At 68.7% G+C, this 16,569-nt stretch carries 14 protein-coding genes; all 14 read left to right on the forward strand.

All coding sequences use genetic code 11. From position 1 onward, the window contains the following. The first annotated feature begins 590 nt into the window (after positions 1 to 590). The 14 genes from OHO83_RS09385 to OHO83_RS09450 all read left to right on the forward strand — a co-directional run bounded on the left by OHO83_RS09385 (position 591) and on the right by OHO83_RS09450 (position 16,171). Complete coding sequence (locus OHO83_RS09385) at positions 591 to 2,753, forward strand: AAA family ATPase (protein WP_330279181.1); 2,163 nt, start codon at positions 591 to 593, stop codon at positions 2,751 to 2,753. Between the two features lie 3 nt (positions 2,754 to 2,756). Continuing rightward, positions 2,757 to 3,590, forward strand: coding sequence for a Pvc16 family protein (locus tag OHO83_RS09390; RefSeq protein ID WP_330279182.1), 834 nt, complete (start codon positions 2,757 to 2,759; stop codon positions 3,588 to 3,590). Positions 3,591 to 3,618: 28 nt separating this feature from the next. Next, positions 3,619 to 4,764, forward strand: a complete 1,146-nt coding sequence (locus tag OHO83_RS09395; protein ID WP_330279183.1) for a phage tail sheath family protein — start codon at positions 3,619 to 3,621, stop codon at positions 4,762 to 4,764. Positions 4,765 to 4,779: 15 nt separating this feature from the next. Next, positions 4,780 to 5,220 carry a phage tail protein gene (locus OHO83_RS09400; protein WP_330279184.1) on the forward strand — a complete coding sequence of 147 codons (441 nt, stop codon included), beginning with the start codon at positions 4,780 to 4,782 and terminating at the stop codon, positions 5,218 to 5,220. A gap of 5 nt (positions 5,221 to 5,225) precedes the next feature. Further along, a complete protein-coding gene (locus OHO83_RS09405) occupies positions 5,226 to 5,588 on the forward strand; it encodes a hypothetical protein (protein WP_330279185.1) in 363 nt (120 codons plus the stop codon). A gap of 151 nt (positions 5,589 to 5,739) precedes the next feature. Then, positions 5,740 to 6,726, forward strand: coding sequence for an eCIS core domain-containing protein (locus OHO83_RS09410; protein WP_330279186.1), 987 nt, complete (start codon positions 5,740 to 5,742; stop codon positions 6,724 to 6,726). 1 nt (position 6,727) lies between these two features. After that, positions 6,728 to 7,477 carry a CIS tube protein gene (locus OHO83_RS09415; protein ID WP_330279187.1) on the forward strand — a complete coding sequence of 250 codons (750 nt, stop codon included), beginning with the start codon at positions 6,728 to 6,730 and terminating at the stop codon, positions 7,475 to 7,477. Then, on the forward strand, positions 7,474 to 9,120 hold the full coding sequence (locus tag OHO83_RS09420; protein WP_330279188.1) for a phage baseplate assembly protein V: 1,647 nt from the start codon (positions 7,474 to 7,476) through the stop codon (positions 9,118 to 9,120). The genes OHO83_RS09415 and OHO83_RS09420 overlap by 4 nt, the downstream gene beginning before the upstream one ends. Before the next feature lie 13 nt (positions 9,121 to 9,133). Beyond that, positions 9,134 to 9,514, forward strand: a complete 381-nt coding sequence (locus tag OHO83_RS09425; protein WP_330279189.1) for a hypothetical protein — start codon at positions 9,134 to 9,136, stop codon at positions 9,512 to 9,514. Between the two features lie 12 nt (positions 9,515 to 9,526). Continuing rightward, positions 9,527 to 9,916 carry a GPW/gp25 family protein gene (locus OHO83_RS09430; protein WP_330279190.1) on the forward strand — a complete coding sequence of 130 codons (390 nt, stop codon included), beginning with the start codon at positions 9,527 to 9,529 and terminating at the stop codon, positions 9,914 to 9,916. Then, positions 9,913 to 11,991 (forward strand): putative baseplate assembly protein, encoded by a 2,079-nt coding sequence (locus OHO83_RS09435; protein ID WP_330279191.1) that lies wholly within the window; start codon positions 9,913 to 9,915, stop codon positions 11,989 to 11,991. The genes OHO83_RS09430 and OHO83_RS09435 overlap by 4 nt, the downstream gene beginning before the upstream one ends. A 27-nt stretch (positions 11,992 to 12,018) precedes the next feature. Continuing rightward, on the forward strand, positions 12,019 to 13,719 hold the full coding sequence (locus OHO83_RS09440; protein WP_330279192.1) for a phage tail protein: 1,701 nt from the start codon (positions 12,019 to 12,021) through the stop codon (positions 13,717 to 13,719). A gap of 21 nt (positions 13,720 to 13,740) precedes the next feature. Then, complete coding sequence (locus OHO83_RS09445; RefSeq protein ID WP_330279193.1) at positions 13,741 to 15,930, forward strand: hypothetical protein; 2,190 nt, start codon at positions 13,741 to 13,743, stop codon at positions 15,928 to 15,930. Beyond that, the gene (locus tag OHO83_RS09450) at positions 15,908 to 16,171 is read left to right on the forward strand and encodes a hypothetical protein (RefSeq protein ID WP_330279194.1); all 264 of its coding nucleotides are present in this window, start codon (positions 15,908 to 15,910) and stop codon (positions 16,169 to 16,171) included. Before OHO83_RS09445 ends, OHO83_RS09450 begins: the two co-directional genes overlap by 23 nt. The last annotated feature ends 398 nt before the right edge of the window (positions 16,172 to 16,569 follow it).

Below are 16,569 nucleotides of genomic sequence, written 5' to 3' on the forward strand. Positions count from 1 at the left end.
CTGGGTGGTCGAGGAGAGCCTCGGGCTGGACGTGCGCTCGGCGGGCGACTCGAACTCTCGGTCACCGCTGGGCTTTCCACCGGAGCGCGTCACCCGGCACCCGACGCGAAGTCCGGGGGCATGACGCCTGTCCTTTCCCCCGACGGCCGTGACCGTCCGCGTCGGTGAGCGCGATGCCATGGAGGAGGCGCCTGCCAGTCGTACGTCCGCCGGACCGACAACCCACGTTTCAGGGGTTCTTCGCCGCCGGGGAGGGCGTGGCGGCCGAGAAGACGGAAGCCGTTGTGGAGGTCGTCGACGGCGCGTTGGGCGACGCGGTCCGGGGTGACGCGGACGGCTAGGTCGCGGGCGGCCACCGTCGGAGGATGGGTGAGGGCGGCGACGCGGCCCGCGCGGACGGCGATGGCCTCGGTGCGGGCGCAGCGGCCTGCCTGAACTCACAGTGCCGCCTACCGAACGGCCTCTTCCCTGCGACTTGACAGCAACACGAATTGACATATCACCAGAGCGCACTTTAGGTAGATATATACCATTTATCAGGCAATCTGGACAAAGCCCTGAAGCAAAGACCCTCTTCTGAGGAGTCTCACGTGTCCGAAGTCCTGACCCCTCCCCATTCTGTGGTGGGTTCCCCACTGCTTTTGGCGCTCTCACGCCTGGACGGCCTTTTGGCGCAGGCGGTCGACGCCCTGGCAAGCAGTTGGGCGGCGGAGACGGCGGCCGATGCGTTTCCAGGCCTGCACGTCAGCGCCTCTCAGGCACGGCACCTGCTCCAACTGCCCCCGGGCCGCCCCTTGCTGGAAGCGCCCGCGGCCCGGGATCCCCGGCCCGGATGGGATCGCATCACATCCGACCACGCGGGATGGCTGTGGCTACGAACGCGCTACGGCCTGTCAGATCTCGAACTCGACGTGGCGCTGATGGCACTGGCACCCGAGGTGGACCTCCGTTACGAACGCCTCTATGCCTATCTCCAGGACGACGTGAGTCGCAAGCGTCCCCTGGTCGGACTGGCCTTGGACCTGCTGGCCAACACCGCCGACGGGCGGCTGGCTTCCCGTGGGGTCTTCGCGCCCGAGGCACCGCTGACCGCGCACCGCCTTGTGACCCTCGTCCCCGACCCTCGGGCCATCCATCCTCCCTTGCTCGCGCACTTCATGGTGCTGGACGAGCAGATCACCGACGTGCTGCTGGGTCAGAGCGGACTGGATCGCAGGCTCGCCGACTGCTGCCGGCTGGAGACTCCCCAAGCCGCGTCGGACCCCGATGCGGGCCTGCTGCGCATGGCCGAGTGGTCCGACGGACGGCGTCCCCTGCGCGTGTACGTCCAAGGACCCGCGGGTTCGGCCAGGGGGCGCCTAGCCCGCGACGTGGCGGCGGGACTTGGGCTCGCGCTCCTGACTGTAGAGACTTCCGGCCTGCCTCATGACCTCGACTCGGCGGCGGCCGTGCTGGCCCTCGCGTTCCGGGAGGCATCGCTGTTGGGCGCATTGCTCCGCATTGACGACGTCGAGAGCATCCGGCTCCAGCCTGACGACCAGGACGTCCGCGAGCGGATGCTCGGCGATCTTCTCGCCGAGCACGACGCCCCCGTCGTCGTCGAGGGAGAACGGGACTGGACGCCCCTGACCCAGCACGCCCTCGGCTTCGTCCCGGTACCGGTCGCCAGGTGTGACTTCGCCGCACGGCAAGCGCTCTGGGAGCGGGAACTGGCGGCCCAGGGTGTGGGCGTGGCCCCCACCGATCTCCACGACGTCGCCGCCCGCTTCCGGCTCGGCCCGGACCAGATCGCTGAGGCGGCCCTGACCGCTGTCGGTGAGGCCGGCAGAAGAGCCGCGTGCGCCGGCCCAAAGGCCTTGCCGAACTCCCCAGCTCCTGTGCCGGCCCGGGCCGAGTTGTTCGCCTCCGCTCGCGCCCAGAACAGCCACCGGCTGGCGTCTTTGGCACCGCGCGTCGAGACCGTATACGGATGGGACGACATCGTCCTTCCACCCGACTGCTCCGCTCCGCTCGCCGAACTCTGCGAGCGCGTGGCGCACTGCCAACAGGTCATGGACGACTGGGGCTTCGAGCACACGCTCTCGCGCGGAAAGGGCGTCAGCTGCCTGTTCAGCGGCCCTCCGGGCACCGGCAAGACCATGGCAGCCGAAGTCATCGCTAACGAGCTGGGGCTCGACCTCGTCAAAATCGACCTCGCAACCGTGGTCAGCAAGTATGTCGGGGAGACGGAGAAGAATCTGGAACGCATCTTCACCGCCGCGGCCGACACTGACGCCGTGCTGCTCTTCGACGAGGCCGATGCGCTGTTCGGCAAGCGCTCCGAGGTACGGGAGGCGCACGACCGCTACGCGAACATCGAGATCGCGTACCTGCTCCAGCGCATGGAGCAGTACGAGGGACTCGTCATCCTGACCACTAACCTGCGCCGGAATCTGGACGAGGCGTTCACCCGGCGCCTGCAGTTCATCGTCGAGTTCCCCTTCCCCGGCGAAGCGGACCGTGAGCGGATCTGGCGGGTGTGCTTCCCTCCGGAGGCGCCGCGCGACCCCGCCCTGGACTTCGGGAGACTGGCCCGGGACTTCCAGCTGACGGGCGGAAGCATCCGCAACATCGTGCTGCATGCCGCGTTCCTGGCGGCCTCAGAGGGCACCGCGATCGGTATGGCGCACCTGCTACGGGCGACCCGGCGCGAATTCCAGAAGCTGGACCAGGTCATGCCAGGAGCGGGGCCGGACGGCGGAGAGAAGGGCTGAGCCGTGTTCCAGGACCTCGACGCGACGCTCAAGGCGATGCTGAGCGATGGCGAGGCGCCCGAAGCGCTCCGTGGGGCCGATGTCAGCTTCGTGACGCCCGACAAGGACTTCAAGCCCACCCGGGACACGGTGAACCTGTTTCTCCACGATGTCCAGGAGAACAGGATGCTCAGAGATCAGGCCCCCCTCCTGGAGCACGTGGTCGACGACGGCTTCGTCAGCCGGCGCCCGCCGATGCGCGTGGACTGCACGTACCTGGCCACCGTCTGGTCGCACAAGACCGAAGGGGTCAGGACCGAGGACGAGCATCGGCTGCTGGGAGAACTGTTCCTCTGGCTCAGCCGCTTTCCCGTGATTGACGAGCGATTCCTCCAGGGCAGTGTGGCGCAGCCGCCGCAGCTGCACCCGCTCCCTACCTCCGTGGGGCAGCCGAAGGACAGCACAGGCATGGGCCAGTTCTGGACGGCCCTTGGCGTAGCTCCCCGGCTGGCGCTGTCGTTCAACGTGACCCTGGGACTGCAGCAGCCGGAGGAGCCGGAGCGGTACCCGCAGGTACGGGACATCCAGGTGCAGCCTTCCTCCAGCCACCCCACGCTCAGGGGCCGATTGCTCCAGAAGCTGGACGGCACCGCGCAGCCGGTGCCCGGGGCACACGTGGAGGTGGTCGAGGCCGGGCGGGACACGGTGGTGGGCGCTTTGGGCGACTTCTCCTTCGCGCACTTGGACTTCGGCACATACACACTGCTCGTCCGGCTCGCGGGTCGACCGGACGTGCGGACGCGGGTGGAGTACGTATCCGGCCGCGACGTGCACGAAGTCGTCCTTCCGCAACCCTGACACACCCCAGACAGCCTAGGAGGCTTCGATGACCGAATTCGAGACGAGGGCGCCAGGCGTATATCTCCAAGAGATCGAAACTGCCGGGCCGATCGCGGGAGCGGGTACTAGTACGGCGGCGCTGATCGGCACGGTCGCAGGCGACCCTGCCAACTTCGTGCTGGGCAAGCCGGTGCTCGTGACGAACTGGACGTCCTACCTACGCGAGTTCGGCGGCTTCAGTAAGCCGCTGAGTCTTCCTTACGCCGTCCGCGGCTTCTTCGAGAATGGCGGAACGCTGGCCTACATCGTGCCGGTCAGCGACATGTCGGGGCTGGAGAGTGCCCTGGAGGCGCTCACCCACAATCTGGATGTCAGTATCGTCTGCCTGCCTGGCCAGACGGACTTCGCGAACCAGGTGAAGGTGATCAACCACTGCGAGGCCATGGGTGACCGCTTCGCAGTCCTGGACGGTGCCCGTAATCCCGACAACACCGCAGACACCGAACCATTGCGCACCCAGCGCGACGGGCTGATGACCGAGCGCGGGTTCGGTGCCCTGTATTGGCCGTGGATCCGCATCAACGATCCCGAGGCACCGGCGAACAGCCCAGAACAGGTGACGGTCGCCCCCTCGGGTCACATCGCCGGTGTGATGGCTCGCAGCGACAACCAACGTGGGGTACACAAGGCGCCAGCCAATGAGGTCGTACGGGGAGCCCTTAACCTGGAGCACCACCTCAACGACGCGGAACAGGGTGTTCTGAACAACCTCAACATCAACGCGCTCCGGACCTTCCCTGGTGGCCCGCCCATGGTGTGGGGTGCCCGTGCGCTCTCCAGCAATACGGCCTGGCGGTACGTCAACGTGCGTAGGCTCGTGGCATACATCTCGGACTCCCTGCTGCAAGGTCTGCGCTGGGCCGTATTCGAGCCGAACAACACGGCACTGTGGAAGGCCCTCGAACGCACCGTCACGGAGTTCCTCACGCGGGTGTGGCAGGCCGGCGCACTGTTCGGACGAACAGCCGAGGAGGCCTTCTACGTCAAGATCGACGAGGAACTCAACCCCGCCCCGGTACGGGAACTGGGCCAGGTGTTCATCGAAATCGGTCTGGCGCCCACCCGACCCGCTGAACAGGTCGTGATCCAGCTGGGCCTGTGGTCCGGCGGCGGCCGTGTCAACGAAGCGTAGAGAGAAGGACCGGACATGGCACAGACAGGCCAGCGGGTCGACCCCTTCCGCAACTTCAACTTCCTTGTGGAGCTGGACGGAATCGCCCAGGCCAGCTTCAGCGAATGCAGCGGCCTGGGGTCGACCACAGAGATCGTCGAGAACCGCGAGGGCGGCGACAACACTACGGTACGCAAACTGCCCGGCAAGACGAGCTATTCCGATATCACCCTCAAGTGGGGTATCACGCCTTCGCGAGAGTTGTGGGCCTGGCGCCAGCAAGTGGTGGACGGAAACGTGGTCAGGAAAAATGGCTCGATCGTCGTGTACGACCTGGGCAACCACACCGAGGTGGCGCGCTGGAACTTCATCAGCGCCTGGCCTGCCAAGTGGGAAGGCGCGTCATTGAGCGCCAAGGGCGCGGACGTCGCCGTCGACACGCTCGTGCTGGCCCACGAGGGCCTGACCAGGGTGTGACGGCGATGCTGGTCACGGAGGTCGAGTTCGAGCTGCCGAAGGGGTATGTGGACGGCGTCGGCAACCTGCATCGCAACGGCGTGATGCGGCTGGCGACGGCCGCGGACGAGATCTACCCCCTGAAGGATCCGCGTGTGCAGGACTGGCCCGCGTACTTGATCGTCATACTCCTTTCCCGTGTGGTGACCAAGCTGGGCGGGGTGCTGGAGGTTACACCGGGCGTGATCGAGAGTCTCTACTCGGAGGACCTGGCACACCTACAGAATCTCTACAACCGGATCAACGGACTCGCACCCACCACGGTCCTGATCACCTGTCCCCACTGCAGCAGGGAGCACGAGGCGGAGGTGCCGCCGCTGGGGGGATAAGAGGCTACCCCGTGGAACGGGTCCGCCAGGAGGTGGCCTTTCTGGGACGCCAAGTCCACTGGTCCCTGGCTGAGTTGCTCACCCTCGACCACTCCGAACGACTGCACTGGATCCGCGAGATCGCCACCACCCTGGAAGGAGATGGCGAACCATGACACAGGACGGTCCCCTGCCGCCCCGGCCGCCCCTGGGTGAACGCCTGGACGCCCAAGGGCGGCGTCTGACCGCCCGGTTGGTCACGACACTGCCGTGGGCGGGGCCGCTGCACGTGTTCATCGACCACGCATCCGGGCTGGTGGTGTGTGGGGGCCGGTTCGACCGGATCGAGCGCGACGCCGACCGTCCTCCGCGGCTCACCGCGACCGCTGTCAGGCGTCGGCCGCGACCCGGCGTCGGCCCATCGCCGGGCGGGCCGCCGACGCCTGTACCACCGAGTCTCCCGCTGCCCGAAGCTCCCGCGGCGCGAGCGCCGACGCCTGTACCACCGGATCTCCCGCTGCCCGAAGCTCCCGCGGCGCAACGGCCGTCGGCCTCGTCCGTGCCACCGTACGCGGGCGACCCTCTGCCCGCCGCGGTCAGATCGCGGCTGCGGGCGGCCGTCGGCCCCGCGGCCGACGCTATGCGGGTGCACCACGACGACGAGTCCGGCGCGCTCGCGCGGGAACAACGGGCGGATGCCGTCACCGTCGGGCGGGACGTCTTCTTCCGACACGACCGACTGCGGCCGGCGGAGCAGAGCGGCTTCGGGCTGCTCGTGCACGAGGCCACACACGTCCTGGCCCTGCTGCGGCCCGGCGCGTCCTGGCATCGGGCGACCGGCGCGGGCGCGCGGGCCGAAGAGGCGGAGGCGCTGGCCAATGAGCGCGCGGCCATCTTCGGTGGCCGGTCCGGCGCCGCCCTGCCACCGTCGTCAACCGAATCCGGACACATCCCTGACCGGCACCCGTCGGCCCCGGCCCAGATTCCGGTACCCACCGCTTTTTCCTCATCGACGGCCCGCCCCCAACGGGCCCCGACCGACCGCCACACCGACGTCCCGGCCACCGCACCGCCGCCACTCGACCTACAGGCCTTGCGCCGGAACGTGATCGACGACGTCATACACCAGCTGCGCACCGAGTTCGAGCGCGGAGGCTGACATGGCGACCACACCCTTCCGCCTGCCCCCGCTGCCCGGCGCCGCTTCGGTCAGCGCCGCCCTGGCCAAGGCCGAAATAATCGATACCGCGTCGGGCGAAAGCTACCCGGTGATGTTCAACCCGGAGGAACTGAAACTCGACCAGGGCAACAGCTTCGCCGAGATCGGCATCCCGGGCCTGAACACGCCGCCGGTGCAGTACGTCCGCGGCAGGGCACGCACCCTCGCCATGGACCTCTTCTTCGACACGTACGAGACCGGAGGGGACGTCCGCGCACACACGGGGCCGATCGTGCGGCTGCTGGACAAGCGGCCGGACACGCATGCCCCACCGGTCCTGCTCTTCTCCCTGGGCAGCTTCCAGTTCCGCTGCGTCCTGGTCGACGCCAACCAGCGCTTCACCATGTTCCTGCGCAACGGCACCCCGGTGCGCTCTAGCCTCTCGGTGCGCTTCCAGGAATACGTGCCGACGGACGTCGAGGTGCGCGGCGGAGTCTTCTTCGCGTCGCCCACAGCATCGGGCGTCGTCAACCGGGCAGTGTCAGCCGCCGAGTCGGTCATGTCGCAGGAGCCGGCGGTCCATGTCGTGGTGGAGGGCGACACGCTCAGCGCCATCGCCGGCGTCTACCTCGGCGATCCCGCTCTGTGGCGCGAGATCGCCCAAGCCAACGCCATCGTCGACCCGCTCCACCTCGCACCCAACACCCGCCTGGTCGTTCCGCCGCGGCGGCGGGGAGGCACACGGCCATGAGCACCTCCTCCTACGCGCCGCGCTTCGAGCTCCGGGTCGCCGGGCTGACCATGGCCGCCGAACTCGCCAACCAGGCGGTGAGCATGACCGTGGAGACCAGCCTTGACCTCGCGGGCACCTTCAGCTTCGTGCTGCGCAACCCCGACAACCGGCTGCTCGACTCGCCCCTGCTGGACCCGGGCAAGACGGTGGAGATCCACCTCGGCTACGGCAACGACCTGAAGCCGGCCTTCCTCGGCGAAATCGCCGCCGTCGAGCCGTCGTTCCCGCAGAGCGGCGCGCCGACCGTCCAGGTTTCCGGCTACGACAAGTCGTACCGTATGCGCCGCGGTGAGCAGGAGCCCACCGAGTACACCTTCATGAACGACACAATGGTGGCCGCGCAGATCGCCGTGGAGAACGGGCTGATCCCCGTGGTGGACCCCACTCCGGGCCTCAAGGAAAAGATCATCCAGGTCGGGGGCGACATGGCGTTCCTCAAGGAGCGCGCCCAGCGCTACCACTTCGACGTGTACGTCGAGTGGGACCGGCTGCACTTCCAGTTCCCCCGTCCACAGACTGCCGCCCACGTCTTGGAGTGGGGCCGGAACCTGTCGAGCTTCAGCCCGCGTATCTCGGACTCGGGTGCCGCCGGGCTGCAGGCCGTACGCGGCTACAACCAGGAGCTCGCGCAGACCATCCACGGCCTGGCACTGGCCGCCGACCTCAATCCGGAGCAGCTCACGGAGCGCCTCGGCAGCTCCGCGGCCGACCTCGTCCTCACCATGACACGCAAGGGGATCCGCCGACACGTGATGGACAACCCCCTGGACGCGAAGATCCTCGCGGAGTCCCTCCTGATGGAGCTGCTGGAGGGCATGTACGAGGGCACCGGTTCGTGCATCGGCATTCCGGAGCTGACAGCGGGCAAGTTCATCGAGATCCGCGGTGTCGGCAAGCGGTTCAGCGGCACCTATCGCCTCCGTAAGGTCACCCACCGGATCGACGAGAGCGGCTTCACGACCGACTTCTCGATCAGCCAGAGCGGCCACTCCAGCCTGCTCGGCATGCTGCGCAAGCAGATTGTGGAACACCCGCCGCCCAACCGCGCGGAGCCCTTCTACGGCGTGGTCCTCGCCGTGGTCGAGGACAACCACGAAATGACGGCCGTGCCGCCCAAGGCCCCGATCGGTCGGGTCAAGGTGTGCTTCCCCGGGCTGTCCGACCGCTTCACTAGTGAATGGGCCCCGTGCGCGCGTCCCATGGCGGGGAAGGACATGGGCTTCTACTGGCTGCCCGAGGTCGGCGACCAGGTGCTGGTCGCCTTCGAGTTCGGCGATCTGAGCAAGCCGTACGTCATCGGCGGCCTGTGGAACGCCGACCAGCCACCCCCCGAGACCAACACCGACGGCACGAACAGCACCCGCGTCATCAAGAGCCGGGCCGGTCACACCATCTTCTTCGACGACGACAAGGCCGGCGGCGAGCTGGTCATCAAGGACGGTGGGCGCGGAAGCCGGATCACCCTGAACGCCACCGACGGTTCGCTGACCATCAGCGCCGCGGGGGACCTGAGGATCACGGCCGGCGGGTCCGTCACGCTGGAGGCGGCGGGGGGTGCCACGACGGTCACCGTGAACGAGACGGAAGTCGACATCTCCTAAGGAGAGAGCTCGAATGGGGAACGTACTGACGACGGCCAGCACAGTGACCTGCGGGCACGTGCCGGAGCCACTGCCTCCGCCGCCACCGCCCGGAACGCCACCGCCCCCGGTGCCCGGTCTGGTCGCCACGTCCAGCGAGGAGAAGCTGAAGGTCGAGGGCCATCCGGTGCTCGTGAGGGCGAGTCTTCTTCTGAAGGACGTCTCCAACTGCCCCAACGCCGCGTCAGGGTCGCCCTGTCTGCACATCACGACGGTGCTCAGCGGTGAGTCCGCCAAACTCAAGGCCGGCGGGAAACCCGTCATGCTCGACGTCATCGGCTTGCAGACGGATGGCCTGCCACCACCACCGGTCCTGAGGCCCAAGCCCAACCAGTCCAAGCTCACCTCGCTGTGACCGGAGGCACCTATGGACCCGGACATTCATGGCCGCGGCATCGCCTTCCCGATGCGGCTGGGAACCGCGGGGCTGAACGAGTCGGCGGGCCTGCGCAAGATCCAGGAGTCGATCCGCATCATCCTCGAGACGCAGTACGGCGAGCGGGTGATGCGCCCCGACTTCGGCTGCAACCTCAAGCGGCTGCTGTTCGCGCCCAACAACGAGGCGACAGCCAGCCTCGCCCGGTACTACGTCGAGGAAGGGCTGACCAGATGGGAGCCGCGCATCGACATCCTCGACGTCACCGTCACCAACGACGGCGTGGGGGCGGCGCTCCGGATCGACATCAGTTACCGCGTCCGCGCGACCGGCGCCGCCGACCAAGTCGTCCATCCCTTCCCCCTGGAGCGGTCGCCATGACCTCGGAGTCGAAGCGCGGGCGTGTCCAGCCCCCCGATCTGGACGACCGGACCTGGCAGGACCTGTCCGCGCAGATGCGAGCCCTCAGGACGTCGTACGCGCCGCAGTGGACGGACGACAGGCCGAGCGACATCGGCATCACGCTCATCGAACTGTTCGCCTGGCTCGGCGAGGGACTGATCTACCGGCTGAACCAGGTTCCCGAGAAGAACTACATCGCCTTCCTCAACCTGATGGGCATCACCCGCGACCCGGCCACCCCCGCGGCCACCCACCTGTCGTTCGGCGCCAAGGGGCCCGCATCGGTCCACGTGCCGGCGGGCACCCAGGCCCACACCCTGCCCGAGGAGGGGGAGGCACCCGTCGTTTTCGAGACGGACGAGGACGTCACCGTCCTCCCCACCAGCCTCACGACCGCCCTTCTGCTCACCCCGGACCCCGACGACGACTCCCGGCTCGTCTACGACGACGTCTCCGCCGACCTGGTCGGCTCGGGGACCGGGCGGCGGCTGATCCCGGTCCCGCCGGGCCTGACGACGCTTTTGTGCCTGGGCTTCGAGCAAGCGGTCGAGGGGGAGATCACGCTCCGGCCGCGTCTGTTCCGGCCGGCTCCGGACGCGCCGGCGGGATCGACGACCTGGGCCGCGTCGGTCCCCGACGAACAGCCCGGGGACTGGCCGGAACTGGGCCCCGCCGGTACGACGAACGGCATGCACGACAGGCCGGTCGCCATCCCCGTACCGCAGTCGTGGGCTGCCCAGAACCCGGCGGAGGACTGGGGCGACGCGAGCCCGGCCCCCGGCTCCGCCGCCTTCGACCAGGCGCGCTTCTGGATCGGCCTGCGGATCGGCAATCCGTCCGAAGACCCGCTGGAAATCGGGCTGACCCGGGTGCTGTTCAACGCCGCGCCCGCCCACACCGCGCTCACCATCCGCTCCCCCGAGATGCTCGGCGAGAGCGACGGCGAGCCCTTCCAGACGTTCGCGCTGCGTCACCACCCCCTGTATCGGGGGCCGGATGCCAAGGCCCCGTACGCGCACGTCGAAATCCAGGTCGGCCAAGGGACGCCGCCCACCTGGGAGACCTGGCAGCAGACGCCCGAGCTGCTGCCGGGGCCGGGCAAGGTGTACCGGCTGAACCCAGTGACCGGGGAGATCGGTTTCGGGAGTCATGACGAGCGCCACAGCAACGGTCACGGCAGCATCCCGCCACTCGGCGGTCTGATCCGGGCGAGGGCCTACCGGCATGTCGCGTCGGGCGCGGCCGGCAATGTCTCCCCCGCTCGGATCGTCGTGATCGGTACCGCTCCTGACGGAACGGTACCTGGCGGGCTCGACGTGACCAACCCGGCGGCGGCCAATGACGGCAGCGACGAGGAGCCCATCGAGGACACCCTGCGCCGGGCCCCGGAGCAGCTGAAGATCCGTGAGCGCGCGGTGACGGCCGACGACTACGTCTATCTCGCCCGGGAGGCGACCAGCGACGTCCGGATCAGCGCCTGCCTGGCGCCGCATCCGCCGCGCGGCACCCCGTGGACGTTCGGCGGCATCGACCGCGCCCCCGGGAACGTCTCCGTCATCGTCGTACCGGACCAGGGCGTCGCGGTGTCGCGGCCCGAACCGCCGCCCGAACTGATCGACACGGTACGGGCCTACCTCGACGAGCGCCGGGACCTGACCGTCCGGCTGTTCGTGCTCGGTCCCCGGTATCTGCCGATCGTGGCCAAGGTGTCCGTGGTCGTGTGGCGGGAGGCGGCCCTCGCCGGGGTCGACACGGAGGAGGTCAAAGCCGAGGTCGTGCGGAAGATCACCGCGTTTCTGCACCCGACCCGGGGCGGACCGGCCGGCCAGGGCTGGGAAGTGGGTGAACACGTCTTCAGCTCCGATCTGTTCCGGGCGGTCATGCCACCCGACGACGTCGGATACATCGAACAGATCACCGTCGCCGCCGGCCCGCACGATCCCGACAGTCGGCCCTTCGCCCCAGCGGCCCCCGGGGCCTCAGTCCAGGTGGCCGACTACGAGCTCGTCTGTGCGGACGTGCCCGACGTGTCGGTCAGACAGTCGACCTCCTGACGGACAACGCAGAGAGGAACAGCGGCCATGCCCGAGAGCAGCTATCTGCAGCACCTCCCACCGGTGCTGTGGAAGGACACACCTCAGGACTCCGAATTCTCCCTAGGCAGCGCCCTCTGCGTCTTCGAAAAGATCCTCACCGGCATCGACGACGATGTGCCGGTCGTGCACACGAAGCACACGCAGGCAGGGGACGAGAGCCACACCCACCGGTCGATCGCCGAGCGGCTCGCGCTGCTGGACCGGCTGTTCGATCCCTGGACGACACCGCCGGAGTTCTTGCCGTGGCTGGCCTCCTGGGTGTCACTGCGCTTCCCCGAGCTGCAAGGCCGACAGCTGTGGGACGAGTACCAGCGGCGCAAGGCGACCGCCGAGATCAGCGGGGTCCACCGGCGCAAAGGTCTGCGTTCGGGCCTCACCACGTTCCTGGACCTGTATTCCGTGGGCAAGGTGCGGCCCCGGGTGGCCGTGGACGACGGTTCCTCACTGTTCGTGGCACACGTCGCAGCCGGGGTGCCGGCGCCGGTGTCCGCCCTATCGCCCTTCCGGCCGTTGCTCAACGAGAGCGACGGCCTCGAGGTGGAGCGAGAGGGGCTGTTGCGTCCCTGGTGTGTCGCGCGAGGCCCCGACGGCACTCTGTTCGCCGGCGACCGAGGGCTGCCGGCAGACCTCGCCCCCGGGGTGCGGCGCCGAGTGTGGCGACTGGACGCGACAACCGGGCAGCCGGACCTCGCAGACAGTCCGCCGCTTCCCCGCCCGCTCGCGCCTCAGCAGGTGTTCGGCCAAATCATCGCCGTGGCCGTGGCCCCTGCCCGGGCCGGGCGGCCGGAGACACTGTTCATCCTCGACAGCACCGGCAAAATCTTCTCCCTGCCCGCTCCGTACACCGCAGATACCGCGACGGAGCTGACCAGGCTCACGCCGGGCTCGGGGTTCCGGCTGGCGATGGCTGTCGACGATCAGGGCGACCTGCTGGTCCTGGACCGCGGACTCCAGCCGGAAGAGGTGGCGAGGCCGAAGGTGTTCGTCGTCCGGCCCGCGCCCCTCAGTGTGACAGTCAAGGACCTCGATCCGGCGTTCGTCACCGAGCCCCTGTCACTGTTCGTCGACCACGACGGCGCGCTCATCGTCGGCGACGGAGGTGACCGGGAGGCACCACCCTTGGAGGATTCAAGTGGCGGAAACCTGGTCCGGATCGTCCGCGGCGGCACCGAGTGGACGCACACCCGGCTGCTGCCGCGGCAGAATCCGCTCGTGGCGCCCACCGCGGTCACGCGCACGGACACGGACGGCCTGTACGTACTGGACGCGGGCCTCTGCCCGTTCTGGCCGTCAGCAACCGAGCACCCGTTCATCCTCCACACCGCCCGGCCGGCCGTCTTGGTCCGCGTCGAGACGGCGTCCGGGGCGACGGCGGGCAACACGCTCCGGGTGACCGAACCCGGACACTTCGTCAATCCCACCGGGATGACGGCACACGGCAAGCGCCTGATCATCTGTGACCCCGGCCAGATCGAGTCCTCGGGAGTCCGCCTCGACGGCTACCGGTCCCGGTTCGGGCCCTTCGACATCAACATGGTCATCCACTTCTCGAGATCACAGCTCTCGGCGGACCCCGTGGAGCAGCGACGCGAGCTCAGCCAGGCCGTGGGCACCATCAAGTCCATCGTCCGGCAGCACATGCCCGCCCACTGCCGTTTCAGCGAAGTGACCATGACCGAGCCCTAGCAGCGATGAGCGGTGAGCAGCATGGCAGTCAAACGCACGGAGTACTTCAACTTCGACACCGGCAGTGCCCGCAGCGGCGGCACAGTCCGGGCAGAGACCCTGGTGGACACGGACGACTACGACCGGCGGCTGGACGAGGCGCGCGGGTGCTCCCTGCACACCTGGGGCGTCTGCGGCGGCCTGGAGGTGAGCGCAACACTTGGACAGCCGGGGGTGAACGTCCATCCCGGCACGGCACTCGACTCCGTGGGCCGCACGACCATCCTCGCGGCGGACGGCTTCGCCGTCGTGGATGGGGGAGTCGACCCGGAGGAGGTGCTCGACATCCCGACGGTGGAGGTGGGCGCCGACGGCCTGCGCCTGGACACCGCGGGAGTCGCCGAAGGCACGCATCTGCTGACCTTGACGTGGCGTGAGGTCGTCGGCGAGAGCCGCCTGCTCCGGCTGCACGCACCCTGGCTGCGGCTGCTGCCGAACGACGGCTTCGAAGACGTGGGCAAGCAGGTGGTGCTCGCCGAGGTGTCCTTCGGCGCCGACGGCGCCATCACCTCTCTGCAGCCCGGGCCGCGCCAGATGGTGGGCGTGCCCGTGGAGCGGGTCCGGTTGAGCTGCGCGCGAATCACGTCGGAGGCGGGTACGAGCGTCGGCCAAGGGCAGGCCGCGGAGCTGCGCGCCCGGAGCGGCGGAGGCGTGGACCTCACGGTGTCCGCCCCGGACGGCTCCGAACGCACCGCCCTGTCGGCGGACGGGGCGACCGGCCGGGTCGGCATCGGTACGTCGTCCCCGTCCGCCGCACTGGAGATCGACACGAATGGGTCGGACGGGCACGGCCTGAGGATCACGTCACCCGCCGCGGGCTCGGGCATCGAGCTGGAGAACGACGACGTCGGACCGGCGTACGGCATGTTCATCGGCGACGACGGCGCATGGCGTCTCACCAACGAGAGCCAGGAGACCGACCTGCTGGTGGTCGATGCCGACGGCGCCGCGGGCGTCGCGGGCAGTTTGAACGTCGGGAACACCCTGCAGACATCCACTCTGGCCGCGGCCAGCGCGAGCATCGCAAGCCTCGCCGTCGCGACCACCGACGACGGCCCGAACGCGAGCCTCCACGTGGACGGAATGGGGCTCCACTCGGGCGGCGGCGCGGGCGGGTACTCCTTCGCGGACCGGGGTCTCGGTAGCTTCGTCGAAACCCCCTCCGGCGGGGAACGCTGGGTCTGGTATGCCTTCGCCGGAGCCGCACGGCTGTGGTCCGGCGAGGACCGGCTCACGGTGGGCCTCGGCTCGGGCGACGCGCTGGACGTCCGGGGGCGGATGAGGGTGCGGGAGAGGCCCGGTGACACCTCGTCGGGCATCTGGTTCCACCAGATGGTGCCGGACCAGGACCGCGCGTTCGTCGGGATGGAGACCGATACGAGCGTCGGTTTCTGGGGCAACACCGGCGCCAATTGGGGTCTTGTGATGGACACCGGCACCGGCACGGTGTCCTGCCGCAACGGCCTGTCCGTCACCGGAGAAGCCGTCTTCGGCCGGCACTTCGGCCGCCGTGACGTACCGGGCGTCCTGCACCTGTTCGGTTCCACCGTCAGTGACACCGGCGATGGCCTCCTGGTGCTCAAGAGCGGCGGAGACGTCGTGGCCATCAGCGGCGGCAACGACCGGGTCGGGCTGGGCACGATCACCCCTCAGGCCAAGCTCGACGTGAACGGTGACGCGCGGGTCGCTGGCAGGGTGGACAAGGGGGGCGGCGGATTCAGGATCGACCACCCGCTGGACCCCGGCGGTCAGTACCTGTGCCATTCCTTCGTCGAGTCGCCGGACATGGCGAACCTCTACCACGGAGTGGTAGAGACCGATGAGGCGGGCGAGGCGACCGTCGTACTCCCGGACTACTTCGAAACCCTCAACCGCGACTTCCGCTACCAGCTCACGCCGGTGGGCACCATGGCGCAGGCGGCGGTGACGGACGAAATCAAGGAGAACCGCTTCACCCTGCGCACCGACCAGCCGGGCGTCAAGGTCTGCTGGCAGGTCACAGGAGTCCGGCAGGACGCGTGGGCGCAGGCCCACCGCATCACCGTCGAGGAGGACAAGCCGCCGACGGACCGCGGCTACTACCTGCATCCTGCGGAGCATGGCCGACCGGAGACCGCCGGTGTCGTGAAGCACAGAGAAAGGCTGCACCATGACCGATCAGCAGACGAGTAACGCGCAGGAGCGGATGCGACAACGGCTCGCCGACCTCAAGCGGGACTACCAGCGAGGCGAGGCACAGCTGCAGCGACTGATGCAGGACGAGACGGCGACGCGCGACGGGCTGCTGCGGGCCAGCGGGGCGATCCGGATCCTGGAGGAAATACTGTCGCCCGCCGACCCGGACCAGGCCGCCCGGCAGGACGGCGTCGCACCCAGCCCGGGGCCCGGGGCCCGGGTCACGAGTGTGCCGTAACCGGAGACCGGGAGGACCTCATGGCAGGGGCCGAAAAGCTGCCGATCGTCTACGTCCGAGGCTTCGCCAGCGACACCGCCGGCATCGACAAGGTGGTGACGGACCCCTTCTACGGTTCAACGAGGGCTCCACCCACGTCCGTATCGGTCCGGACAACGAGCCGTACTTCTACCAGTTCGAGAGCCCGCTGCTGCGCCTGCACCTGGACGAGGGCTACCAGATCCTCGTCAACGGCGGCCAGGAACTCTTCTCGGCCTCCCACGACACGATCCCGCCGGACAGCATCTGGGTCCACCGCTTCTATGACACCTCGGCCACCACCTGGGGAAAGAAACCCAGGGAGTTCCGGCTGGAGACCGCCGCACAGGACCTGCTGAAGCTGATCGAGACGATCAGGG

Origin of the sequence: Streptomyces sp. NBC_00569 (assembly GCF_036345255.1) — a bacterium.
Lineage (GTDB): Bacteria > Actinomycetota > Actinomycetes > Streptomycetales > Streptomycetaceae > Streptomyces.